The 23992-nt window shown below is 66.4% G+C and carries 19 protein-coding genes; 11 read left to right on the plus strand and 8 right to left on the minus strand.

Annotated elements, in window-relative coordinates:
- Positions 1 to 75: 75 nt before the first annotated feature.
- The gene (locus LLW23_RS05260) at positions 76 to 1320 is read right to left on the minus strand and encodes an N-acetylmuramoyl-L-alanine amidase (RefSeq protein WP_228947726.1); all 1245 of its coding nucleotides are present in this window, start codon (positions 1318 to 1320) and stop codon (positions 76 to 78) included.
- A gap of 455 nt (positions 1321 to 1775) precedes the next feature.
- Here LLW23_RS05260 and LLW23_RS05265 point away from each other — a divergent pair, with 455 nt between their 5' ends.
- The 3 genes from LLW23_RS05265 to LLW23_RS05275 all read left to right on the plus strand — a co-directional run bounded on the left by LLW23_RS05265 (position 1776) and on the right by LLW23_RS05275 (position 6721).
- Positions 1776 to 4526 (plus strand): Rne/Rng family ribonuclease, encoded by a 2751-nt coding sequence (locus LLW23_RS05265; protein WP_408642017.1) that lies wholly within the window; start codon positions 1776 to 1778, stop codon positions 4524 to 4526.
- 117 nt (positions 4527 to 4643) lie between these two features.
- Positions 4644 to 6005 carry a M48 family metalloprotease gene (locus tag LLW23_RS05270; RefSeq protein ID WP_228947727.1) on the plus strand — a complete coding sequence of 454 codons (1362 nt, stop codon included), beginning with the start codon at positions 4644 to 4646 and terminating at the stop codon, positions 6003 to 6005.
- On the plus strand, positions 6005 to 6721 hold the full coding sequence (locus LLW23_RS05275) for a DsbA family protein (RefSeq protein WP_228947728.1): 717 nt from the start codon (positions 6005 to 6007) through the stop codon (positions 6719 to 6721). Before LLW23_RS05270 ends, LLW23_RS05275 begins: the two co-directional genes overlap by 1 nt.
- 17 nt (positions 6722 to 6738) lie before the next feature.
- Here LLW23_RS05275 and LLW23_RS05280 read toward each other — a convergent pair whose 3' ends face one another.
- Together LLW23_RS05280 and LLW23_RS05285 are read right to left on the minus strand one after the other, a co-directional pair.
- Positions 6739 to 7842, minus strand: a complete 1104-nt coding sequence (locus LLW23_RS05280; RefSeq protein WP_228947729.1) for an alpha/beta fold hydrolase — start codon at positions 7840 to 7842, stop codon at positions 6739 to 6741.
- A gap of 14 nt (positions 7843 to 7856) precedes the next feature.
- Positions 7857 to 8504, minus strand: coding sequence for an extensin family protein (locus LLW23_RS05285; RefSeq protein ID WP_228947730.1), 648 nt, complete (start codon positions 8502 to 8504; stop codon positions 7857 to 7859).
- A 224-nt stretch (positions 8505 to 8728) separates the two neighbouring features.
- Between LLW23_RS05285 and LLW23_RS05290 the strand changes: the two genes are divergently transcribed.
- From LLW23_RS05290 to LLW23_RS05315, 6 genes are all read left to right on the plus strand, one after another.
- Positions 8729 to 9880, plus strand: coding sequence for a phosphoserine transaminase (locus tag LLW23_RS05290; protein ID WP_228947731.1), 1152 nt, complete (start codon positions 8729 to 8731; stop codon positions 9878 to 9880).
- 144 nt (positions 9881 to 10024) lie between these two features.
- Positions 10025 to 11602 carry a phosphoglycerate dehydrogenase gene (gene serA / locus LLW23_RS05295; protein ID WP_228947732.1) on the plus strand — a complete coding sequence of 526 codons (1578 nt, stop codon included), beginning with the start codon at positions 10025 to 10027 and terminating at the stop codon, positions 11600 to 11602.
- 167 nt (positions 11603 to 11769) lie between these two features.
- Positions 11770 to 12765, plus strand: coding sequence for an MlaA family lipoprotein (locus tag LLW23_RS05300; protein WP_228947733.1), 996 nt, complete (start codon positions 11770 to 11772; stop codon positions 12763 to 12765).
- A gap of 215 nt (positions 12766 to 12980) precedes the next feature.
- Positions 12981 to 14084 (plus strand): ATP phosphoribosyltransferase regulatory subunit, encoded by a 1104-nt coding sequence (locus tag LLW23_RS05305; RefSeq protein WP_228947734.1) that lies wholly within the window; start codon positions 12981 to 12983, stop codon positions 14082 to 14084.
- A 110-nt stretch (positions 14085 to 14194) separates the two neighbouring features.
- Positions 14195 to 15484: an adenylosuccinate synthase gene (locus LLW23_RS05310; protein WP_228947735.1), complete on the plus strand. Its 1290-nt coding sequence runs from the start codon at positions 14195 to 14197 to the stop codon at positions 15482 to 15484.
- A 92-nt stretch (positions 15485 to 15576) separates the two neighbouring features.
- A complete protein-coding gene (locus tag LLW23_RS05315; protein WP_228947736.1) occupies positions 15577 to 17379 on the plus strand; it encodes an acyclic terpene utilization AtuA family protein in 1803 nt (600 codons plus the stop codon).
- A gap of 27 nt (positions 17380 to 17406) precedes the next feature.
- Here LLW23_RS05315 and rpoN read toward each other — a convergent pair whose 3' ends face one another.
- The 5 genes from rpoN to LLW23_RS05340 all read right to left on the minus strand — a co-directional run bounded on the left by rpoN (position 17407) and on the right by LLW23_RS05340 (position 21698).
- A complete protein-coding gene (gene rpoN / locus LLW23_RS05320; RefSeq protein WP_228947737.1) occupies positions 17407 to 18885 on the minus strand; it encodes an RNA polymerase factor sigma-54 in 1479 nt (492 codons plus the stop codon).
- A 135-nt stretch (positions 18886 to 19020) separates the two neighbouring features.
- On the minus strand, positions 19021 to 19797 hold the full coding sequence (lptB, locus tag LLW23_RS05325) for an LPS export ABC transporter ATP-binding protein (RefSeq protein WP_228947738.1): 777 nt from the start codon (positions 19795 to 19797) through the stop codon (positions 19021 to 19023).
- 115 nt (positions 19798 to 19912) lie between these two features.
- Positions 19913 to 20440, minus strand: a complete 528-nt coding sequence (locus LLW23_RS05330; RefSeq protein WP_228947739.1) for an LptA/OstA family protein — start codon at positions 20438 to 20440, stop codon at positions 19913 to 19915.
- 6 nt (positions 20441 to 20446) lie between these two features.
- Positions 20447 to 21085 (minus strand): LPS export ABC transporter periplasmic protein LptC, encoded by a 639-nt coding sequence (gene lptC / locus LLW23_RS05335; protein ID WP_228947740.1) that lies wholly within the window; start codon positions 21083 to 21085, stop codon positions 20447 to 20449.
- Positions 21078 to 21698 (minus strand): ribonuclease D, encoded by a 621-nt coding sequence (locus LLW23_RS05340; protein WP_228947741.1) that lies wholly within the window; start codon positions 21696 to 21698, stop codon positions 21078 to 21080. The genes lptC and LLW23_RS05340 overlap by 8 nt, the downstream gene beginning before the upstream one ends.
- A 281-nt stretch (positions 21699 to 21979) precedes the next feature.
- On the opposite strand from LLW23_RS05340, the gene LLW23_RS17510 reads away from it, so the two are divergent.
- Positions 21980 to 22828 (plus strand): cold-shock protein, encoded by an 849-nt coding sequence (locus LLW23_RS17510; protein WP_270049252.1) that lies wholly within the window; start codon positions 21980 to 21982, stop codon positions 22826 to 22828.
- Positions 22829 to 23020: 192 nt separating this feature from the next.
- On the plus strand, positions 23021 to 23905 hold the full coding sequence (locus LLW23_RS05355; RefSeq protein WP_228947742.1) for an LOG family protein: 885 nt from the start codon (positions 23021 to 23023) through the stop codon (positions 23903 to 23905).
- Positions 23906 to 23992 lie beyond the last annotated feature (87 nt).

The raw sequence follows: 23992 nt of genomic DNA on the forward strand, positions 1-23992 counted from the left end.
GGCGTTGACGTTTAGGGACGGGGCTAGCGACTGGCAACCGTGCTCCCCTCCCGCTCGCGGGAAGGAAGCGGAAGATCATCGCGCCGCGGTCTGCGTCATCCGCCGCGCGAAATACACTTCGACAGCGCGCCGCACGCTCTCCGCAATCCGCTCCCGCCCTTCGCGACTGTCGAGGAACGCCGCGTCCTGCGGGTTTGAAATATACCCGGTCTCGAACAGGATCGAGGGCATGTCCGGCGCCTTGAGCACGAGCAGCGAAGCCATGCGGTGGAAGTTCGCCTTGGTCGGCATCAGTGGCTTCGCCTCGCGCCCCAGCAGTCGAGCAAATCCCGCCGACGCGTTCATCGTCTCGCGCTGTGTCAGGTCGATCAGGATCGACGACACGTCGGTGCTCTCGTTCAGATCGACGCCCGAGATGATGTCGGACTTGTTCTCGCGCGTTGCCAGCCGCGCCGCCTCTTTGTCGGAAGCGACGTCCGACAGCGTATACGCGGTCGCACCCGACGCGTCCCCGGAGCCGACGCTGTCGCAATGGATCGAGATGAACAGGTCGGCCCGCAACCGCCGCGCGACGCCGAACCGCTCGCGATGCAGGATGTAGCGGTCATCATCACGCGTCAGCGCCACGCGCACGCGCCCCGAAGCGAGCAGGTCGTCACGGATCGCCTTGGCGATCTTCAGCGTCACATCCTTCTCGCGCAGCCCAGTTTCTGGATTGATCGCACCGGGGTCGTTACCGCCATGCCCTGCGTCGATCACCACCAGCGGCCGGCTGTCGTCGCCCTGGACGCGCGGCAGCACGCTCTTCTTCGCCGGCGGCACCGGGATCGAAACCTTGTATTTCGGGCGCGCCTCGCCCCAGCCGAACGGCAGGAAGCTCAGCGGCGACACTGCGCTCGCCGCGGTGAAGCGCCGATCGTCCACCGCACGCAGCGACAGCTCCAGCGTGCGGCCGTCATCCTCGAATTCGCCCTTCGAGACGACCATCGGCTGCGCCAGATCGAGCACCACGCGCGCGCCATCGCGCCCACGCCAGCCCTGCCGCACCGCGGTCACCACCCCCTCGGCGCCGCTGGCGCGGCCCGGCCCGGCACCGTCGATGTCGACCGCGATCCGCTGCGGCCCATCGAGGACGAAACTCGAAGCACCGCGCACCGCGGCGTCGAAATGGATGCGGATGCGCTTGTCGGTGATCACCACGCGCTCCACCGTCGCCGCCCAGGTCGGCGAACCGAACAGCAAGCCTGCTAAAAAGGTGAAGACGATCGACACGCGTACTGCATGCCGCGCCGGCAACGTGCCGGTCCAGCGAAAAGCCATGAACGCTAACCCTTTGACCCAGTGTCGGCAGAATTAGCGGGCGGGAGTCAAATCGCGGTTTCACGTTGCGGTTAACGCGCCGTTCGGCTTGTTTTTGCCGGCGGTCCGGCAAGGACGTGCCGGTTGCTCAATGACGATCGAGTTGCTAGTCAGCACCTTGATCGGACTGCGCGCCCTCGCGGCGCGTTCCCGACCCACCGCCCAACCGGCCTCTCGCGCCGGCGCGGGCCATCAGGTTGACGTTCGCATGTCGTATATCCCCTCTCCGCAGTTCCGACCGGCCCACGCCGGCGGCGCGGACGCGGGGCAGTCCCAGGGCGTGCTGCCCGGACGTACGCGGCGAACGAAGGCATATTTCACCACCATTCGCACCGCCGGCCATACTGGGCCGTCAGCGCATCATCATCGCGCGACCCCGCTTTTCAGCGGCGAGTATCGCGCCCGGAGACCATATAATGACCATGCGTATGCTGATCGACGCACGCCACCGGGAAGAAACCCGCGTGGCCGTCGTCAAAGGAAATCGGATCGAAGAGTTTGATTTCGAAAGTGCCGAGCGCAAGCAGCTCAAGGGGAATATCTACCTTGCCAAGGTGACGCGGGTCGAGCCGTCGCTCCAGGCGGCCTTCATCGATTACGGCGGCAACCGCCACGGCTTCCTCGCCTTTTCCGAAATCCACCCGGATTATTATCAGATCCCCAAGGAGGATCGCGAGGCGCTGCTGCGCGAGGAGGCCGAGCACGCCGCCGAGGAAGCCAAGCTGCGCGCCGAGCAGGAAGCCGCTGACGACGATGATGGCGAGCCTGGCGACTATGACGCCGACGAGCACGCCGAGGACGACGGCGGGTTCGAGGACGATGCGGCCGACGACGGCGAGCATGACAGCGAGCAGGAAGGCGAAGAGCGCCCGGTGCCGCCTGCCGCGGGCATCAACGACGATCAGGTCGAGGCATTGCGCCAGCGCCGCATGAACCTGCGCCGCCGCTACAAGATTCAGGACGTGATCCGCCGCCGTCAGGTGCTGCTGGTCCAGGTCGTGAAGGAAGAGCGCGGCAACAAGGGCGCGGCACTGACGACCTATCTGTCGCTCGCCGGCCGCTATTGCGTGCTGATGCCCAACACGTCGCACGGCGGCGGGATTAGCCGCAAGATCAGCAATTCGTCCGATCGCAAGCGCCTGAAGTCGATCATGGCCGAACTGGCGCTGCCGCCATCGATGGGCTGCATCGTGCGCACCGCCGGCCTCAGCCGCACCCGCACCGAGATCAAGCGCGACTTCGACTATCTCGCCCGCCTGTGGGACGGGATCCGCGAGAACACGCTGACCAGCGCAGCGCCGGCGTTGATCTACGGCGATTCGGATCTCATCAAGCGTGCGATCCGCGACATCTACAACAAGGACATCGACGAGGTGATCGTCGAGGGCGACGAAGGCTATCGTCAGGCCAAGGAATTCATGCGGCTGCTGATGCCCAGCCACGCCAAGAAGGTGCAGCATTACAGCGATCCGATCCCGCTGTTCCAGCGCTGCCACGTCGAGGATCAGCTCGCCGCGATGTACCATCCGGTGGTGCAGCTGAAGTCGGGCGGCTATCTGGTCATTAACCCGACCGAGGCGCTCGTCTCGATCGACATCAACTCCGGCCGCTCGACGCGCGAGCACAATATCGAGCAGACCGCCACCGCGACCAACCTCGAAGCCGCGCATGAAATCGCCCGCCAGTTGCGCCTGCGCGACATGGCTGGCCTCGTCGTCATCGACTTCATCGACATGGACAACAGCTCCAATGTCCGGAAGGTCGAGAAGGCGATGAAGGAGGCGCTCAAGAATGATCGCGCCCGTATACAGGTTGGCCGCATCTCGTCGTTCGGCCTCATGGAAATGAGCCGCCAGCGCTTGCGCACCGGCGTGCTTGAGGCATCGACCCGTGCCTGCCCGCATTGCGAAGGAACCGGGCTCGTCCGTACCGCATCGTCGGCTGGCCTTAGCGCATTGCGGCTGATCGAGGACGAAGCGGCCCGCGGCCGTGGCTCGCTGCTCACATTGCGCGCCAGCGTCGAGGCAGCGGTGTACGTGCTCAACCGCAAGCGCGCCGACATTGCCGAGATCGAGGATCGCTACGGCGTGACGGTCGAGATCCTGCCCGATGGCGAGCAGGAAGGCGCTCGCATGTCGGTCGAGGCGTCCGGCCCGCCGCCGGCCTATGCGCCCAAGTTCGATCCGCCCGTCGAGGAGATAGAGGACGACATTCCCGACGAGATCGAGGAGGAAGAGGAAGAGGAAGTCTTCGCCGAAGACGAGGCACCGCGCGCGCAGGAAGCACGCAGCGAGGAACCGCGTGAAGGCGGCCGCAAGCGTCGCCGCCGCCGCGGTCGGCGTGGCCGCACCAATGCCGAGGGCGAGGAACTGCCGGCATCGAACGCCGATCTGGCCGACGGTGACGAGGAAGCGGACGAAGCTGGCGAGCCAGGTGACGTCGAAGCCAGCGATGACGGCGCCGCCACGAGCGAGGAAGGCGAAGGCCCCCGCCGCCGTCGCAACCGTCGCGGCCGTCGCAATCGCCGTCGTGATGGCACGGTAGAGGGTGAAGCACAGGCAGGCGAAGTCGCCGGTGAAGCTGGTGACGAGTCGGCGTCGGACGATGTCGTCGCCGATGCTGAACCCGAAGCGCCCGTCGAGGCTGAGCCTGCGGTCGTACCCGTAGCCGAAGCTGAGCCTGCGCCGCCGAAAACGCGCCGTCGTCCCCGCGCCAAGGCAGCGGTCGCGCAAGCGGCTGCCGCCGACGCCCCCGTGGTCGAGACGCCAGCGGCGATCGATATCCCGGGCATCGAAGCGATCGCGCCGGCCACCGAGGAGGCACCACCCGCCGCCCCCAAGCGCACCCGTCGCAAGAAGGCGGCACCCGAAGCCGAAGCTGTAGCCGAGGCTCCGGCAGCGGCAGAACCCGCTGCGGAGGCGACTGCCAAGCCGAAGCGCACGCGCCGCAAGAAGGCCGACGTGCCCGTAGTCGACGTGCCATCGGCCGATCTGCCGGCGCCCGAGGCAACTGAAACGGCGACGCTCGCCGCGAACGATGCCGATGGCGCCACACCGGCCGATGATGCCGCCGAAGGCCCGGCCGATAGTGCCGATGCCGGCGACACGATCGACGGCGGCGATGGCTCGCCACGCCGCGGCTGGTGGCAGCGCACCTTCGGGGCTTGATGGTATGCGTGTGCGCCGGGCTTCAGCAGCAGTTCAGCCGACTGCGTGCTGGGTCCGGCGCATGCCAGCCCCGTTACATGTCAGGTACTTGCCGATCAGCCGTCAGGATTTAGCCGGATGACGTTCCGCCGCTCCTCCGTGCGAATCGTTGCCGCCATCGCTGTCACTTGCCTCGCCATCGCACAGCCGGCGCAGGCGCAGTCGATCCTGCGCGATGCCGAGACCGAGGCGTTGCTCGCCGACATGACCGCACCGATCGTCACCGCGGCTGGGCTGGCGCCGCGTGACATGAAGGTCGTGCTGATCAACGACGATTCGATCAACGCCTTCGTCGCCGGCGGTCAGGTCGTCTATGTTCATTCGGGCACGCTGCAGGCGGCGAAGACCGCCAACGAAGTGCAGGGCGTGATCGCGCACGAGATCGGCCACATTACTGGCGGGCACGTGTCGCTCTCCGGCCGCGGGTTCAAGGAAGCGACTGGCATCACGATGCTTTCGGTCGTGCTGGGGCTGGCCGCGATGGCCGCCGGCGCGGGCGAAGCCGGCGCTGGGCTCCTCGCCGCTGGCCAGCAGGCGGCGATGGGCAAGTACCTCGCCTTCTCGCGCCAGCAGGAAGCCTCGACCGACGCGGCCGGCGCCAAATATCTCAATGCCGCCGGCATTTCCGGCAAGGGATACGTCAACTTCTTCAAGACGCTGCAGCAGATGGAATATCGCTACGGCATCAATCGCAAGATGGAGTTTATGCTCGATCACCCCGTCTCGTCGGAGCGGATCGCGGCGATCTCCGAAACGCTGCAAGCATCTCCCGCCTGGGGCAGGCCGCTCAACCAGGACTGGGAGGATCGCTTCAAGCGCATCCAGGCGAAGCTTGACGGCTATCTCCTGCCGCCTTCCCAGGCGCTGCAGAAATACCCCGAGAGCAACAAGACGATCTACGGGCATTATGCCCGCGCCTATGCCTATCACCGCGGCGGCTACCCCGAGAAGGCCGATGCCGAGGCGAGCGCGCTCATCAAGGCCAAGCCCGACGATCCCTATTTCCGCGAGATCGAGGGCCAGATCCTGCTCGAAGCGGGCAAGCCGAACGAAGCGATTGGACCGCTGCGCGAAGCGACAACGGGCTCGCGCAACAACCCGCTGATCGCCACCACCTTCGGCCACGCGCTGCTCGCAACCGAGGACAAGGCGAATTACGAAGAGGCCAAGCGCGTCCTGCGTACTGCCGTGGCGCGCGACGATCAGAACCCGTTCGCCTGGCAGCAGCTCGGCACAGTGTACGAACTGACTGGTGACACGCCGCGCGCCGCGCTCGCCACCGCGGAACGAGCAAGCATGATGGGTGACGCGCGCACCGCCACGATGAGCGCGCGCTACGCAATGGCGGGTATTCCGCAAAACACGTCGGATTGGATCCGCGCACAAGATATCGCGATGACCTCGCAGGACGCGCTCGAAAAAGACAAGCGCAAGCGCTGATGGGCCGGGTTTCGTTGCTGCTCCTCGTGCTGCTCGGCGCGGCGTTCGGCGCCGGCGGCATGTGGCTGGCCGAGCGCGTCGCGCCAAGCGATGTGTCCACCGCGAACAAGACGCAGATAGAGCGCGTCGTGCGCGATTACGTCCTCGCCAATCCCGAGCTCATCCCGCAGGCAATGCAGAAGCTGCAGGAGCGCGAGAGCGCCCGCGCGATCGGCGGCGATCGCGGACAGATCGAAACGGCATACAAGGGCGCCGTCCTCGGCAATCCGCAGGGTGACGTCACGCTGGTCGAGTTCTTCGACTATAATTGCGGTTATTGCCGCGCGAGCCTGCCGGTCATTCGCCAATTGGTCGCCGCCGATCCAAACTTGCGCGTCGTCTTCCGCGAGCTGCCGATCCTCAGCGACGAAAGCCGCGACGCCGCCCGCGCCTCGCTAGCCGCCGCAGCGCAGGGCAAGTTCTCCACCTTCCACGAAGCGCTCTACGCAGCCGGCCCGGTCAGCGCCACGACGATCGCCGCTACCGCCAAGACAAGCGGCGTCGACCTTACAAACCTGCCCGACGACGCCGACACCGAAATCGCCAGCAACCTGGCGCTAGCCGGCAAGATCGGCATCACCGGCACGCCCACTTGGGTAATCGGCGACAAGGTTCTGGCCGGCGCCCAACCGCTCGACAAGTTGCAGGAAGCCATCGCCACCGCCGGCGCGAAATAGCCCGACGAAGGTACGCTCTAAGGCGCTACATCCCCCGCCTTCGCCGCGATCGGACGAGCCTGCGTCACCAACGTCATCAGCAGCTTGCCCGGTTCCTCGCTCGTCGCGTGGTGGCCTGATCGCTCGAACCACACCAGCTGCTTCGACGGTGCCTTCACCCGCGCGAACCATTCCGCCGCGACCTCGCTCGACACGGTGATGTCGTGCCGCCCAAGCAGCAACAGCAGCGGCGTCTTCAACGTCCGGATCGCCGCCAGATCGGCGGACAGGATCTCGGGCAGCAACGCCTTCGTCACCGGCGGCTGCCCCTTGAACGCGTTGCGCACGTCGTCATCGCTATATTCGGGCGAAAGCTTAATGGCCGCCAACTCGAACGCCGCGCCGGTCGGCCGTCGCCAGGCAGCACCGCCAAAGATAGTGAGCCATTTGCGCTGGATCAGGATCGCCTCCACCGGCACCGGGGCTTTCGCCGCATAGGGCGCGATCGACTCCAGTTCGCGCACCGCTTCGGCATTTCCGGCCGCCCGCGCACGCGCCATCGTCCACGCCCAGCCGCGCCGCTCGCCCTCCAGCCCGTCGGTCAGCTGCCCCATGCCGATATAGGCGTGCAGCCATTCGGGATGCGCCGCGGCGAGTTTTAGCCCCAGCATGCTTCCCCAGCTATGCCCGAGCACGAACAGCTTGCGCTTGCCGAACCGCTTCAACGCCCATTGCACCACCTCCTCGGCGTCGCGCTGGTAGCGTTCGGCAGTCAGCAGCGCCGGATCGTTTGCGCCGCTGGCAGTGAAGGTCTTGCCGGCATTGCGCTGGTCCCAATGCACGACGGTGAAATACTCGTCCCAGCCACGCCCCCACCACCAGTCGAGCGGCGTCTCGACAAAGCCCGGCCCGCCGTGAAAATAGATCAGCACCGGGTTGCGCAGATCCTGGCTGCGGATCGACACCACTTGCTTGATGCCGCCGATCGGGATCGTCTCGCTCGCCTGTAGCCCATCGGGGCTGACGATCTCGCGCAGCCCGGCGATGATCTTCACCGCCTCGGTGCGACTGTTCGGCCCGACCGGCGTCTGTGCAGCGACCGGCGTCGCAAGCAGCGCCAACACAGCAGCGAAAATCCTCATGCCTTATCCCCCCATCAACGGCAGAAATTCGCCTTGTCATCCTCGAGATGCAAATGATTGCGGTGCGCTGCATTATAGTTCGGGCCGAGCGTCGTGCCGAACCGCTTGCATGCCGAGGCGCTGATCGTCTGCAGGAACCGCCGCACGTCGGGATCGGGCGAGTTCCAGTCCTTGAGGATCGTGATCCGCCGCCCGTCCTTCAGCTGGAAGCCGCCGATGTCGATCGCATTGGCGATCGCATGCCCCGATCGTCGCCCGGTCCCCGCAACGTTGCGGCAATTGTAGCTACCCATGCTCTCTATCTTGGCGAGCTCGCTGCCCAGCATCTGATAAGCCGCTGGCGCCACAGCGTTGCGCGCCCATTGTGCATAGGTCCGCGCCTGCCCGCAGCGTACCGCCCCCAGGTTCGTCGTTGGCACGCCGATGTCGAGCAGCTTCACCGTGCCGACGATCCCGCACCCCGGCCCGAACTGGCGATCGGGCAGCACCTCGAAATCGACGCCAAGCTCGCGCAAGTCGCGCTGGCACATCGCCGTCTCGCGCGCCGAAGGCCCCTCGACCTTCTTGTTCGCGTTGCGCGAATCGGGGCGGGACGGTCGGTCCGATCGTCCGCACGCCGCAAGCGTCGTCACGATCAGCGCCAGCATGATGACGGTACGCACACATCCCCCATTCGCGCCAAAGCCGTTGCCACGCCGCCCCTTCTTCCCGCTTCATCTTAGCAAAGGGAAGCAGCCTTATGCCAAGCCCGGCCCAACGGTGCGCCCGCGCGGCTGAACCGAGTCTGATCCGCGTTAAGTCGATTGCCACCCCGGTTCCACGCGTCTAGGGCGGTGTCGGGCCACGCGGTCCCAACGCCGCGCGTGCTCTCTGTAAGGAGAGAGACATGACTGATACGACGCTCGCCGACGCCACATTTGCGCCTGCGAAACCCGCCACCACTCCGGCGCGACCCTATTTTTCCTCCGGCCCCTGCGCCAAGCCTCCCGGCTGGGACGCCGCGAAGCTCGCCGACGCATCGCTCGGCCGCTCGCACCGCTCGAAGATCGGCAAGCAGCGTCTGCAATATTGCATCGATCTGATGCGCGAATTGCTCAAGCTCCCCGACACGCACCACATCGGCATCGTCCCCGGCTCGGACACCGGCGCGTTCGAAATGGCGATGTGGACGATGCTTGGGCAGCGCCCCGTCACGGCGCTCGCGTGGGAAAGCTTCGGCGAAGGCTGGGTCACGGATGCGGTCAAGCAGCTCAAGATCGACCCGACGGTGATCCGCGCCGATTACGGCCAGCTGCCCGATCTCGCGCAGGTCGATTGGTCCAACGACGTGCTGTTCACCTGGAACGGCACGACCAGCGGCGTGCGCGTGCCCAACGGCGACTGGATCGCCGACGATCGCGAAGGCCTGAGCTTTGCCGACGCCACCAGCGGCGTGTTCGCCTACGATCTGCCGTGGGACAAGATCGATGTCGCCACCTTCTCGTGGCAGAAGGTGTTGGGCGGCGAGGGCGCGCACGGTGTCCTGATCCTCGGCCCGCGCGCCGTGGAACGCCTCGAAAGCTACACCCCCACCTGGCCGCTGCCCAAGGTGTTCCGCCTCGTCTCGAAGGGCAAGCTCACCGAGGGCGTGTTCAAGGGCGAGACGATCAACACCCCCTCGATGCTCGCGGTCGAAGATGCGATCTTCAGCCTCGAATGGGCGAAGGGCCTCGGAGAAGGCGGCCTGATCGCCCGCTCGGACGCCAACGCCGCCGCGCTCAACGAGATCGTCGAAGCCCGCGAGTGGCTCGGCCACCTCGCGGTCGATGAAGCCTCGCGCTCGAAGACCAGCGTGTGTCTCACGGTCGACGCCGACGAAGCGGTGATCAAGAAGATGGTCTCATTGCTCGACGCCGAGGGCGCCGCCTACGACATCGGCGGCTACCGCGACGCGCCACCGGGCCTGCGGATCTGGTGCGGCGCCACGGTCGACACCGCGGATATCGTCGCGCTCGGCCCCTGGCTCGACTGGGCCTACGCCACCGCCAAGCAGGGCTGACCGAAAGCCCTCTCCCCTTCAGGGGAGAGGGTTGGGAGAGGGGCAGTCACGAGCTGCCCGCTCTCCGCACACAGCCCCTCTCCCGACTTCGCATCCGCTCGTCTGCCCTCTCCCCTGAAGGAGAGAGGGCCATGGAGATATGAAATGCCAAAAGTTCTAATCAGCGACCAAATGGACCCCAAAGCCGCGCAGATTTTCCGCGAGCGCGGCGTCGAAGTCGACGAAATCACCGGCAAGACGCCCGCCGAGCTCAAGGCGATCATCGGCGAATACGATGGCCTCGCGATCCGCAGCTCGACGAAGGTGACGAAGGAAATCCTCGACGCCGCGACGAACCTAAAGGTCGTCGGCCGCGCCGGCATCGGCGTCGACAATGTCGATATCCCCGCGGCGTCCGCGAAGGGCGTCGTCGTCATGAACACGCCGTTCGGCAATTCGATCACCACCGCCGAACACGCCATCGCACTCATGTTCGCGCTCGCGCGTCAGCTGCCCGAGGCCGACGCCTCCACCCAGGCCGGCAAGTGGGAAAAGAACCGCTTCATGGGCGTCGAGCTGACGTCGAAGACGCTCGGCCTGATCGGTGCCGGCAACATCGGCTCGATCGTCGCTGACCGCGCGCGCGGCCTCAAGATGAAGGTCATCGCCTACGATCCCTTCCTCACCGAGGATCGCGCGATCGAGCTCGGCGTGGAGAAGGCAACGCTCGACGACGTGCTCGCGCGCGCCGACTTCATCACGCTCCACACCCCGCTCACCGATCAGACGCGCAACATCCTGTCGGCCGAGAATCTCGCCAAGACCAAGAAGGGCGTCCGGATCATCAATTGCGCGCGCGGTGGCCTGATCGACGAGGTTGCGCTCAAGGAGGGCCTCGACAGCGGCCATATCGGCGGCGCCGCGCTCGACGTGTTCGTCTCCGAACCGGCCAAGGAAAGCCCGCTGTTCGGCACGCCGAACTTCGTCTCTACCCCGCATCTCGGCGCCTCGACCACCGAGGCGCAGGTGAACGTCGCCATCCAGGTCGCCGAGCAGATGGCCGATTATCTGGTGTCGGGCGGCGTCACGAACGCACTCAATATGCCCAGCCTCACCGCGGAAGAAGCGCCCAAGCTCAAGCCCTACATGGGCCTGGCCGAAAAGCTCGGCAGCCTCGTCGGCCAGCTGGCGCACGGCGCGATCGATCGTATCTCGATCCACTCCGAAGGCGCCGCAGCGGAGCTCAACCCCAAGCCGATGACCAGCGCGGTGCTCAAGGGCTTCCTCGGCACGCAGACCGACACGGTCAACATGGTCAACGCCCCCGTGCTGGCGCGCGAGCGTGGCATGGAAGTGCGCGAGATCCGTACCGAGCGCGAGGGTGATTACCACACGCTGCTGCGCGTTTCGGTACGCACCGCCGATGGCGAGCGCTCGGTCGTCGGCACGCTGTTCGGCGATTCGGCCCCGCGGCTCGTCGAGCTGTTCGGGATCAAGGTCGAGGCCGATCTGGCCGGCGCGATGCTCTATGTCGTCAACGAGGATGCACCGGGCTTCATTGGCCGGCTCGGCACCACCTTGGGCGAGGCCGGCGTCAACATCGGCACGTTCCACCTCGGCCGCCGTCAGGCCGGCGGCGAGGCTGTGCTGCTGCTATCGGTCGACGAACCGGTCACGCGCGAGTTGCTGGCCACGGTGAAGGCGCTCCCGGGCGTCAAGACCGCGATGGGGCTGAAGTTCTAAGCGCGCTTGCTCATATCCCTCACCCCGGCTTTACGCCGGGGTGAGGCGCTGTCGGCGGGAAGGCAGCCGCGAATAGGATGCCCGCCGTCACCAGACTTAGCTGTTGTCATCAGCGGCATAACGGATGACAGTTCCGTTACGTCCCCGGGGGACGACGGGGAGAAGTCTTGAGTGCGTTGATCTTTGCCGGGGCGCTGCTGTTCTCGCCCCCGCCGATTGCAGCGACAGATGCCGTGATGCCGATGGCGGCACCGCCGCTTGTCGCAACGACGGTCGAAGCCTTCACCCCTGGCGACGCCGCGCCGACCGTGGCACCAGCCGGCGTCATTGCCCCGCAGACCGCGCCAGCGCCCGAAACGCCAGAGTCCGCGCAACGCGACATCGTTGTCACCGGCCGGAGCGCCTGGGAAGCACCCGATCCGTTCGCCGACATCAACACCAAGGCGTTCGAAGCGACGATGGCAGTCGACTCGGCGATCATCGGCCCGATCGCAATGGTCTACAAGGATGTGATCCCCAAGCCGATCCGCGATGGCGCGCACAACTTCCTGTACAATTTGCGCGAGCCCGTCGTCTTCCTGAACTTCGTCCTGCAGCTCAAGATCGGCCGCGCACTCGAAACCGTCGGGCGGTTCGCGATCAACACCACCGTTGGCGTCGCCGGCCTGTTCGACATGGCCAAGCGCAAGCCGTTCAAGTGGAGGCGCCGCAGCAACGGCTTTGCCAACACCCTCGGCTTCTACGGCATCAAGACCGGCCCGTTCATGTTCCTGCCGATCGTCGGCCCGACCACGCCGCGCGACCTGATCGGCGGCGCACTCGACCGCTTGCTGTTCCCGTTCGTCTACGGCTCGCGCATCACCAAGCCTGAGTTTGCGATCCCGTTCGGCGTGATCGGCATGCTCGATCACCGCGCCGAGTTCGATGATACGCAACGCCAGTTGCACGATGGCCAGGCCGATCCCTACGCCCGCTCGCGCGATTTCTACCTGCAACGCCGCCAGAACGAGATCGACGAGCTGAAAGGCAAGGCGCCGAAGAATTCGAGCGGCATGTCCGAAGCTCCCACCGCGCCGATCACCGTGCGCGAACGCTCCGGCACGACGCTGGAGGATCCCGCGCCAATCCCCACGCCCCCAGTCGCTACAGTGCCGCAGCAATAGCCCTCCGTCATGCCGGGCTCGTCCCGGCATCCACGGCGCAGCAAGCGCATAAGCCGTAGAACGCGTCGCACGGTGGACACCGGGACAAGCCCGGTGTGACGCAGGAGCCGAAACCCCGTTCATCCCGAGCGAAGTCGAAGGACATGCAACTCCAGCAACTGCCCCACCATCGTCCGCCTTCCCCCGGCGCACCCGCGCCGTTATGCGCCCCGCACATGATACGCCCCAGCCTGCTCCCCGAAGGTTTCCGCGACCGCCTCCCCCCACATGCCGATGCCGCGGCCACCGTCGAAGCGCATGTCCTCGGCGTCGCGCATGGCTACGGCTACGAGCGCGTCGATCCGCCGCTCGCCGAGTTCGCCGAAGGCCTCGGTTCGCGGCTCAAGGACGGTGGGCTCGCCGATGCCGTGCGCTTCGTCGATCCGGTCAGCCAGCGCACCATGGCGATCCGCCCCGACATCACCGCGCAGGTCGCGCGCATCGCCGCGACGCGCATGGCGCATCACCCGCGCCCCGTCCGCCTCAGCTATGCCGGCTCGGTGCTCAAGCTACGCGGCGGCGCGCTTCAGCCGGCACGCGAAGCCCGCCAGATCGGCTGCGAACTCATCGGCCTCGATTCGGTCGCCGCCGCACGCGAGATCGTGACCGTCGCGGTGGAGGCGCTCACCGCCGCCGGCGCGCAAGGCGTGTCGGTCGATTTCACCCTGCCCGATCTCGTCGCCACGCTCGCGGCCGGGCCGCTGCCGATCGACGACGTCGAGCAGTTGCGCGAGCGGCTCGATGCGAAAGACGCCGGCGCCGTCGCCACGCTTGCCCCGGCCTATCTGCCGCTGATCGAAGCCGCCGGCCCGTTCACCACCGCGATCGATCGCTTGCGCGCGTTCGACACCAGCGGTGCGCTCGCCACGCGCCTCGATGGGCTCGAAGCGATCGCCGCCGCGCTCGGCGACACCGCAACGCTCACGCTCGACCCGACCGAGCGTCACGGCTTCGAATATCAGACCTGGCTCGGTTTCTCGTTGTTCGCCGCCGGCGCGACGCGCGAAGTCGGCCGTGGCGGCACCTACATGCTGATGCACGAGGGCGGGGCCGAGGAAGCGGCCACAGGCTTCTCGCTGTTCGCCGGGTCGATCGCCGGTGATGCGGTAAGCGAACGCCGCCGCCTGTTCCTGCCGATCGGCGCACCAACCGAGGCCGGCAGCGCGATGCGCGCCGCCGGCTGGGTAACGGTCGCCGCCCTCACCGCGAGCGATACGCCCGAAGCGCAATTATGCACGCATCTGTGGGCGGATGGCGAGCCGCGCCCGCTCGGCAATTGACATCGACATAGCCATCCCGCTACCCGCGCGGCGCAATTCGAAACCCTTCTGATCGCCGAGTCCTGTCGAAGGGCGGTCAGGATCACCCCGGCAGGGGGACAATCGTATCCATGGCGAACGTAGCAGTAATCGGCGCTCAATGGGGCGACGAGGGCAAGGGCAAGATCGTCGACTGGCTCGCCGAGCGCGCCGACATGGTCGTGCGCTTCCAGGGCGGCCACAACGCCGGCCATACGCTGGTCGTCGGCGAGCAGGTCTACAAACTCTCGCTCCTCCCCTCGGGCATCGTCCGCGGCACGCCTTCGGTAATCGGCAATGGCGTCGTCCTCGACCCCTGGGCCCTGCGTGACGAGATCGCGCGGCTTGAAGCGCAGGGCGTATCGGTCAGCCCCGAAACGCTGCGTATTGCCGATACCTGCGCGCTGATCCTTCCCTTCCACCGCGATCTCGATGGGCTGCGCGAGGATGCGAGCGGCGCGGGCAAGATCGGCACCACGCGCCGCGGCATCGGCCCAGCGTATGAAGACAAGGTCGGCCGCCGCGCGATCCGCGTCTGCGATCTCGCGCATCTCGGCGATCTCGGCCCGCAGCTCGATCGCCTCACCGCACACCACGATGCGCTGCGCGCCGGCTTCGGCGAACCGCCGATCGATCGCGCCCGGCTGATCGCCGACCTCACCGAGATCGCCGATTTCGTCCTTTCCTTCGCCAAGCCGGTCTGGCGCGATCTCGCCGAAGCCCGCGCGCGCGGCCGCCGCATCCTGTTCGAAGGCGCACAGGGCGTGCTGCTAGACATCGATCACGGCACCTACCCGTTCGTCACCTCGTCGAACACGATCGCCGGCGCCGCCGCGGGCGGCTCGGGCCTCGGACCAAGCGCGGTTGGCTTCGTGCTCGGTATCGCCAAGGCATACACCACGCGCGTCGGCTCGGGCCCGTTCCCGACCGAGCTCGAGAACGAGACCGGCGAACGACTCGGCGTGCGCGGCCGCGAATTCGGCACCGTCACTGGCCGCAAGCGTCGCTGCGGCTGGTTCGATGCGGTGCTCGTGCGCAAGTCCGCCGCGGTCAGCGGCATCACCGGCATCGCGCTGACCAAGCTCGACGTGCTCGACGGCTTCCAGACGATCGCGATCTGCACCGGCTATCGCTTGCGCGGCGAGACGATCGACTACTTCCCTTCGCACGCCGCCGATCAGGCCGCGGTCGAGCCGATCTACGAAACGATGGATGGCTGGTCGGAATCAACTGCCGGTGCGCGCAGCTGGGCCGATCTGCCGGCACAGGCGATCAAATACATCCGCCGCGTCGAGGAACTGATCAACTGCCCCGTCGCGCTGGTCTCCACCAGCCCCGAGCGCGAAGACACGATCCTGGTGCGCGACCCCTTCGCCGATTGAGCAACAAAGAAGCCCCTCCCCTTCAGGGGAGGGGAGAAGATTGCGCATCTTCCCAAATCCTCTACCCCTCCCCCAAAATACGGGAGAGGCACATGAGCAAAGTCATCCGCATCGGCGGCGCAGGCGGATTCCTCGGCGACAGCTCGGTCGCCGCGCCGCAGCTTCTGGCCGGCGGCAATCTCGATTACATGATCCTCGATTATCTTGCCGAGGCGACGATGGCCCCGCTCGGCCAGCTCAAGCAGGTGCGCCCAGACCAGGGCTATGCGCGCGATTTCACCGAATGGGTGTGGAAGGACAACCTGCGCGAGCTCAAGGAACAAGGCGTTCGCGTCGTCACCAACGCCGGCGGCGTGAACCCCGAAGCTTGCCGCGAGCGGATGGAAAGGCACGCCGCTGACGCCGGCCTTAGCTTCAAGATCGCGATCGTCACCGGCGACGACCTGCTCGATCGCGTCCCCGATTTCGCAACCGCCGATACCGCCGAGATGTTCTCGGGCGCACCTTTCCCGTCCCCCGAAAAGATCTGGACCACCAACGCTTATCTCGGCGGCGGCCCAATCGCCGCGGCACTAGCCGCTGGCGCGGACGTCGTGATCACCGGCCGCGTCGTCGACAGCGCGCTCACGCTCGGCCCGCTGATGCACGAATTCGGCTGGGGCGCCGACGATCACGATCGCCTCTCCGCCGGCTCTCTCGCCGGCCACGTCATCGAATGCGGCGCACAGGCCACCGGCGGCCTGTTCACCGATTGGGAAAAGGTGCCCGACTGGGCGCACATCGGTTACCCGATCATCGAATGCCACGCCGATGGCGACTTCGTCGTCACCAAGCCCGAAGGCACCGGCGGCCTGATCTCACCCGCCGCCGTCTCCGAACAAATCCTCTACGAGGTCGGCGATCCGCAAGCCTATGCCTTGCCCGACGTCGTGTGCGATTTCTCACAACTGAGCGTCACCGCCGACGGCGACGAGCGCGTGCGCGTCTCGAACGCCAAGGGCTATCCCCCCACCGGCAAGCTCAAGACCTGCGTCACTTACGAAAACGGCTATCGCTTCATCGGCATTATGCCCGTCGTCGGCCGCGATGCTGCGAAGAAGGCGCAGCGTCAGGCCGAAGCGGTCATCACCCGCGTCAACGAGATGCTCCGCAACCGCAATCTCCCCCCGCTGCGCGATACCCGCGTCGAACTGCTCGGCACCGAATCGAGCTACGGCGCACAGGCCAATCCGGCACTCGCCGCAACGCGCGAAGTGATCGCCCGAATCGGCGCCGAGCATGACGACGAAGCCGCGCTCGCCATCATGATGCGCGAATTCGATTCGCCCACCACGTCGATGAGCGTCGGCTCGACCGGCTGGTTCGGCGCCCGCCCGACGATCAGCCCGGTCGCGCAGGTCTTCTCGTTCCTCGTCGACGGCGGCTCGGTAACGGGCGAGGTCTCACTCCGTGGCGACACGGTCACCGTCGCCAATCCCGCCCCCGCAACGCCATTCGACCCGGCAATGATCGAGCGCCCGGTCGTAGACGACACCGCCGAGGGCGATGATCTGGTCGAAGTGCAACTGATCGACATCGCCTGGGCGCGCTCGGGCGATAAGGGCGATGCCTTCAACGTCGCCGTCATCGCCCGCCGCCCCGAATTCCTCCCGTGGATCCGCGCCGCCCTGACCGAGGAAGCGGTAAAGGCCTTCTTCGCGCACGAATTCGAAGGCGCGGCGCACCCCGAAGTCCGCCGCTACGACCTGCCCGGGATGAACGCGATCAACCTCCACTGTATCCAGTCGCTCGGCGGCGGCCAGTTCGCCAGCCTCCGGCTCGACCCGCTCGCAAAGGGCAAGGGCCAGCAACTCCTCGACATGAGGGTAAAGGTGCCGCGCCACTTGCTGAACTGATCCTCCCCGAGCAAAGCTCGGGGACGATCAGGCGCCCTCCAGCGCCTTCTGCCGCCGCCGCTGCACCGAGCTGCCCAGCCCCATCGCCTCACGATATTTCGCCACCGTCCGGCGCGCGATGTCGAAGCCCTTCGCGTTCAGCAGCTCGACGATCGTATCGTCGCTCAGCACCTTGGCGCCCTCGTTCGCGATCAGCCCACGAATGGCGTTCTTTACCGCCTCCGCCGACACCGCATCACCACCATCTGCCGACTGAATCGCCGAGGTGAAGAAGTATTTCATTTCGTACAGCCCACGCGCGCAGCTGAGATATTTGTTCGAGGTGACCCGGCTCACCGTCGATTCGTGCATCTCGATCGCATCTGCGATCTGCCGCAGCGTCAGCGGCTTGAGGTGTGCGACACCCTTCAGGAAAAACGCCTCCTGCTGGCGCACGATCTCGGTCGCGACGCGGATGATCGTCTTCTGCCGCTGGTCGAGCGCCTTCACCAGCCAGTTTGCGCTCGCCAGCATGTCGCCGAGCCACGCCTTCGCCGCCTTGTCCTGCGGCCCGGACGAAAGCTCCGCGTGATAGCGCCGGTTGACGAGCACGCGCGGCAGCGTCGCCGCATCGAGCTCGACCACCCAGCCGGTGCGCGTGCGCCGCACGTGAACATCGGGCGACACCGCCAGCGTAGGCTCCCCGCCATAACGGCAGCCGGGCTTGGGATCATAGCTGCGCAGCTCGCGGATCATGTCCGCCATGTCCTCATCGTCGACCTGGCACAGCCGCTTCAGCCGCGCGAGGTCCCCGCGCGCCACCAGATCGAGATTGTCGATCAGCCGTGCCATGCACGGATCGTAGCGGTCGGCCTCCTTCGCCTGCAGCGCGATACATTCGGCGAGATCGCGCGCGCCCACACCGGTCGGATCGAACGTCTGGATCACCCCCAGCACCTGCTCGACCTGCGCCAGCGGCACGCCGAGCCGCGTCGCGACATCGAGCAGGCTCGCGCTCAGGTATCCCGCCTCGTCGATCAAATCGATCAGATGCTGCGCGACGAACAGATCGCCCCCCGCCAGCACCTCTCCCGCCTGCCGACCCAGATGATCCGCGAGCGACAGGTCGGCGCTGGCGAACGAATCGAAATCCGGTCCATCCTCCCCCATCCCGCCGCTCGCCCCGGACAGGCCAAGCCCGTCGCCCGATACCCGATCACCCGGGCCGTCATCGAACCGCTCCGCCGAAATATCGACATCAAGCGACTCGCCCGCTGCCTCGCCGTTCATCACGAGTTCGTCCGCCGGCGCCGGCTCGTCGCGCACCGCCTCGATCTCACGCTCGGCGACCGGCCCGTCATCGGCAGGCGCAGCCGCCTCGAGCAGCGGGTTCTTCTCGATCTCCTCGGCGATCACCCCCTCAATTTCGAGGTTCGACAGCGCGAGCAGCTTGATCGCCTGCTGCAACTGCGGCGTCATCACCAGCGATTGCGATTGCCGCAGGTCGAGGCGCGGGGCGAGGCTCATCGCACAGGTACCAACTCTTCATCCGTCACCCCGGCCTTGAGCCGGGGTCCCGCTTCTTCTTCGATGGTCGAGAAGGCAGCGGGACCCCGGATCAAGCCCGGGATGACGAGAAGAAAAGCTAACCTTCGCATAGGGTCAAAGCGAAAAGCTCTCGCCCAGATACAGCCGCCGCACGTTCGGATCGGCCACCAGGTCGTTCGGCGCGCCGCTGAACAGCACCCGCCCATCATAGATGATGTACCCGCGATCGACGATCTCCAGCGTCTCGCGCACATTGTGGTCGGTGATCAGCACGCCGATCCCGCGCCGCTTCAGATCCTTCACCAGATCGCGGATGTCGGCGATCGACAGCGGGTCGATCCCCGCGAACGGCTCGTCGAGCAGGATGATCGACGGGTCCGCCGCCAGCGCACGCGCGATCTCCGCTCGCCGCCGCTCGCCGCCCGACAGCGCCATCGCCGGCGCATCGCGCAGCCGCGTCAGCCCGAATTCGTCCAGCAGCGTATCCAGCTTCTTCGCGCGCGCCGCCGCATCTGGCTCGGACAGTTCGAGCACCGTCAGAATATTCTTCTCGATCGTCAGCCCGCGGAAGATCGATGTTTCCTGCGGCAGATAGCCGAGCCCCAGGATCGCCCGGCGATACATCGGCAACCCGGTGATATCCTCGCCATCGAGCATGATTCGCCCGGCATCGGGCTTCACCAGCCCCATCACCGAATAGAAGCACGTCGTTTTGCCAGCGCCGTTCGGCCCCAGCAGCCCGACCACTTCGCCGCGACCGACCGACACCGACACGTCGCTCAGCACCACCCGCTTCTCGTACGACTTGGCGATCGACACGACCTGCAGGCCGTTCGTCATCGGCGCCTCGTGGATCGGGTCCACCTGGTTCAGGGTCGTGACGTCATCCATCGCTCGCTGTCGCCTCGCAGATCGTCGTTACCGCACCGTGAAGACGATCCGGGTTGGCAAGATTCATGCATGGCTTAATGACAAACACGCGTCTCAGGGGGAAGCCCCGATGCGATCAGTTGCGCTTGGGGACCGAGAAAGTGCCCGTCACGCGCCCCGATGGTGTCGTCGTGGTCGTGCCACCCGGTGCCGCTGCACCGCCGCGCACCGATGATCCGTCGATCACCGCACGCCCGGTATCGAGGTTGATCGTCAGCCGCCCGCCGTTCACGGTGTTCCCGGATTGCGTCAGCGTAACCGCACCGATCATCGTGATCACGCGCTTGTTGAGATCATAGACGGCATATTGGCTGCGCGCGGTCTGTGCCGGGCGGTTGACGGTCACGCCGCCCGCCGCATCGAGCCGCGACACCTGCGGGCTGCCGCCGACCACCTGACCGGTGTAATTCACCGTCATACGGCCTGCGTTCAGCGTCATCTCCGCCTGCCGCACCGCGACATTGCCCGAGAGCACGGCGCGATTCGCGCGGTCCTGCAGCTCGATCTGGTCGGCACCGAAATCGATCGGGGCGTTAGAATTGTGGCGGGTCTGCGCATCGGCGCCAGCGGCGATCAGCAGGCTCAGGAGTACGGCGCGTTTCATGGCGCGCTATCTCGTCCCTCGCGGGTTCACGCGCAAGCGGGCATTGCCACGCAATGTCACGGTACGCGCCTCAAGATCGGCGTCGAGCCGGTTGGCGCTGAACGTGCCTTGCGCCACGGTGCCGGTGACGGCGCCGCCCGATTGCAGCCGCCGCGTCTTCAGGTCGACCGTCGCGTTGTTGGTGTCGAGCGTGTAACCGTTCGGCCCGCGGAACGCGATCGCGCCATCCACTGCCACCTGCTCGGTTTCCATGTCGTACCGCCCCTTGGGCGCGGTGATCGAAGCCGGGCCGTCCTGCAGCCGGATCTGCGCCGCAAGTTGATCGAGCTGTACGATCGGCTCGGCGGAACTCTTCTGCAGCGCCGAGCCCGCGTTGAGCGTGAACGGCTGGCCCTTGGCATCGCTGCCGCGATATTGCGCGCGCTGAATCTTCAGCCGTTCCTTCGCCACCTCGACCTTGTTCTTGTCGAGCACGAACGAAACGTCACCACCAGTCGTCAGCGGCGCCATCACCAGAAACGCCGCGAGCACGCCGATCAGCACCGGCAGCAGCCAGTGCGTGATGCCGACGATGCGATCGTGCCGGCTGCCTGGCGCGGCCCAGCGCTGCCGCGCGGTACGCTCGCGGATGGCGAAGTCAGACATGCGCGAAGATATCGATCTCGGGCCATCCTGCTAGATCGAGCTCCGCGCGATGCGGCAGGAAATCAAAACACGCCTGCGCCAGCGCCGTGCGCCCCTCGCGCGCCAGCCGCCGGTCGAGCTCCTCCCGCAACCGGTGGAGGAAGCGCACGTCGGACGCGGCATATTCGCGCTGCGGCTCGCTCAGCTCGGGCCCGCCCCAGTCGGACGACTGTTGCTGCTTCGAGATATCCTGCCCGAGCATCTCGCGCACCAGCTCCTTCAGGCCGTGCCGATCGGTGTAGGTACGCACCAACCGCGAGGCGATCTTGGTGCAATAGGCCGGCGCCGCCACGACGCCTATGTAATGCTTGATCGCGGCGATATCGAACCGCCCGAAATGATAGAGCTTCATGCGCGCCGGATCGGCCAGCGCGGCGCGTAGATAGGGCGCGGCATAGTCGGACTCGGGGCCGAAGCGCACGAGATGCTCGTCGCCCAGCCCGTCCGAGATCTGCACCAGACACAGCCGGTCACGCGGCGTGATCAGCCCCATCGTTTCGGTATCAACCGCAAGCGCGGCGCCGGGCGCGAACACATCGCCCGGCAAATCTTCTTCATGAAAATATACAGCCATGGCGCGCCGTAGCGCGGCGCGGCGTGCGGCTCAACAAGCGTCGATGATCAGCGGTCACTGAAGTCCTACCTGCGATGGATTGTGCTTTGGACGCGACAATAATGCATGGAATGATACGCAATACTTGCTTTTGGAGACGATTCCATTCGCGGTTGCGCAGACGATGCGCTATGGCGATTCTCGTGGCGCCTTGAATTTCGCGTCTCGAGGTTCCGCGCAGACCGTCCATCGCGCGGGACTTGAACGATCGGCGGGACGGAGCGGGAAGACGAACAGGGTTTATGGGTTACGACAAAGGTGGCCGCGGCAATCGTGGCGGGCGTGGACGCGACAAGCGCGATGACTTCGGTGGCGGCGGCGGTGATTTCGGCGGCGGCGGCGGTGATTTCGGCGGCGGCGGCTTCGGCGGTGGTGGTTTCGGCGGTGGCGGCGGCTTCCGTAGCGGTGGCGGCGGCTTCAGCGGCGGCGGCGGTGGCTTCAGCGGCGGCGGCGGCGGCGGTGGTTTCCGCGGCGGCGGCGGTGGTAGCAGTGGTGGCGGCGGCTTCGGCGGCGGCAACCGGATGCCCCCGCAGGTCGTGGGCGAAGGCACTGGCGTCGTAAAGTTCTTCAACGCCCAGAAGGGTTTCGGCTTCGTCGTTCGCGATGACGGCGGCGAGGACGTTTTCGTTCACATCTCCGCGGTCGAGCAGGCCGGCATGACGGCGCTCGCCGAGGGTCAGCCGCTCGGCTTCACGCTCGTCGATCGCGGCGGCCGTATCTCGGCGACCGACCTCAAGATCGAGGGCGAGCCCCTCCCCGTCACCGATCGCGGTCCGCCGCGCGATGGCGGCTTCGGCGGCGCACCGGGTGGTGATCGCGGTCCGCGTGGCGCGGGTGCTGGTGGCGCCGGTGGCGCCCCGCAGCGTCAGCTGACCGGCGAGAAGGCGACCGGGACGGTCAAGTTCTTCAACGCCATGAAGGGCTTCGGCTTCATCCAGCGCGATGATGGTCAGCCCGATGCATTCGTCCACATCTCGGCCGTCGAGCGCGCCGGCATGTCGAGCTTGAACGAGGGCGATCGCCTGCAGTTCGAGATCGAGGTCGATCGTCGCGGCAAGTATGCGGCGGTGAACCTGTCGTCGTCCAGCTAAGCCGGCCCACGCCGGTATAGGAGAGGATCGGGCCGTCCGGGCGAACCGGGCGGCCCGTTTCGTTTGGCCGCCTTCTCTCCTCCGCTTTGGCGGCGGCTCGGGGGTGGGCCAGTCAACCTCGGCCCCCAACCTAAGCAACATTAGGCAAAAACCCGTCGATCCGCCCGGCGTTCTGCTCTAATGCCCCCCGAAATGACCGAAACCAAAGTTCCGAGCCGCGTCTTTGCCGGCGCGCGAGAGGATGCCGCGTCCGCCAAGGCGGGCATCTCCACCCCACAAACCGAAAATCCCGCCTACCGCCTCGCCTTCCAGGACATGGATTTCCTGCTGCGCGAGGATCTGCGCCCGGTCCGCTTCCAACTAGAATTGCTGAAGCCCGAGCTGCTGCTCGACGAAGCGCACATCGGCTCCACCTTCGTCTTCTACGGCTCGGCGCGCATCCCCGAACCCGCCAAGGCGCAGGCAATGCTCGACATGGCCGATGAGGAACATCGCCCGGTGGCGGAGCGGCTCGTCGCCAAGTCGCGATATTACGAGATGGCGCGCGAGCTTGCCCGGCTCGCCAGCAATTTCCCGCGCGACGAAACCGGCAAGCGGCATTTCGTCGTCTGCTCGGGCGGCGGCCCGTCGATCATGGAAGCGGCGAACCGCGGCGCGGCGGACGTCCACGCCGAATCGATCGGGCTCAACATCGTCCTGCCACACGAGCAGGCGCCCAATCCCTATGTCACGCCGTCGCTCAGCATGCAGTTCCACTATTTCGCGCTGCGCAAGATGCACTTCCTGCTGCGCGCCCGTGCGCTCGCCGCCTTCCCCGGCGGGTTCGGCACGTTCGACGAACTGTTCGAGCTGCTGACGCTGATCCAGACCGGCAAGGTCGCGCCGATCCCGGTGCTGCTGTTCGGCCGTGACTTTTGGGAACGCGCAATCAACTTCGACGTGCTGGTCGAGGAAGGCGTAATCTCGCAGCGCGATCTCGACATCTTCACCTATGTCGAAACCGCCGCGGAAGGCTGGGCTGTCGTGCAGCGCTTCTACCAGGAACGCGGGCAGAAGAACCCGACCCCACCCGAATAACCCCGCGTCATGCCGGGCTCGTCCCGGCATCCACGGTTCGTCAGGTGCTTACCGTATCAAGCGCGTTACTTCGTCATGCCGGGCTCG

Origin of the sequence: Sphingomonas radiodurans, assembly GCF_020866845.1 — a bacterium.
GTDB lineage: Bacteria > Pseudomonadota > Alphaproteobacteria > Sphingomonadales > Sphingomonadaceae > Sphingomonas > Sphingomonas radiodurans.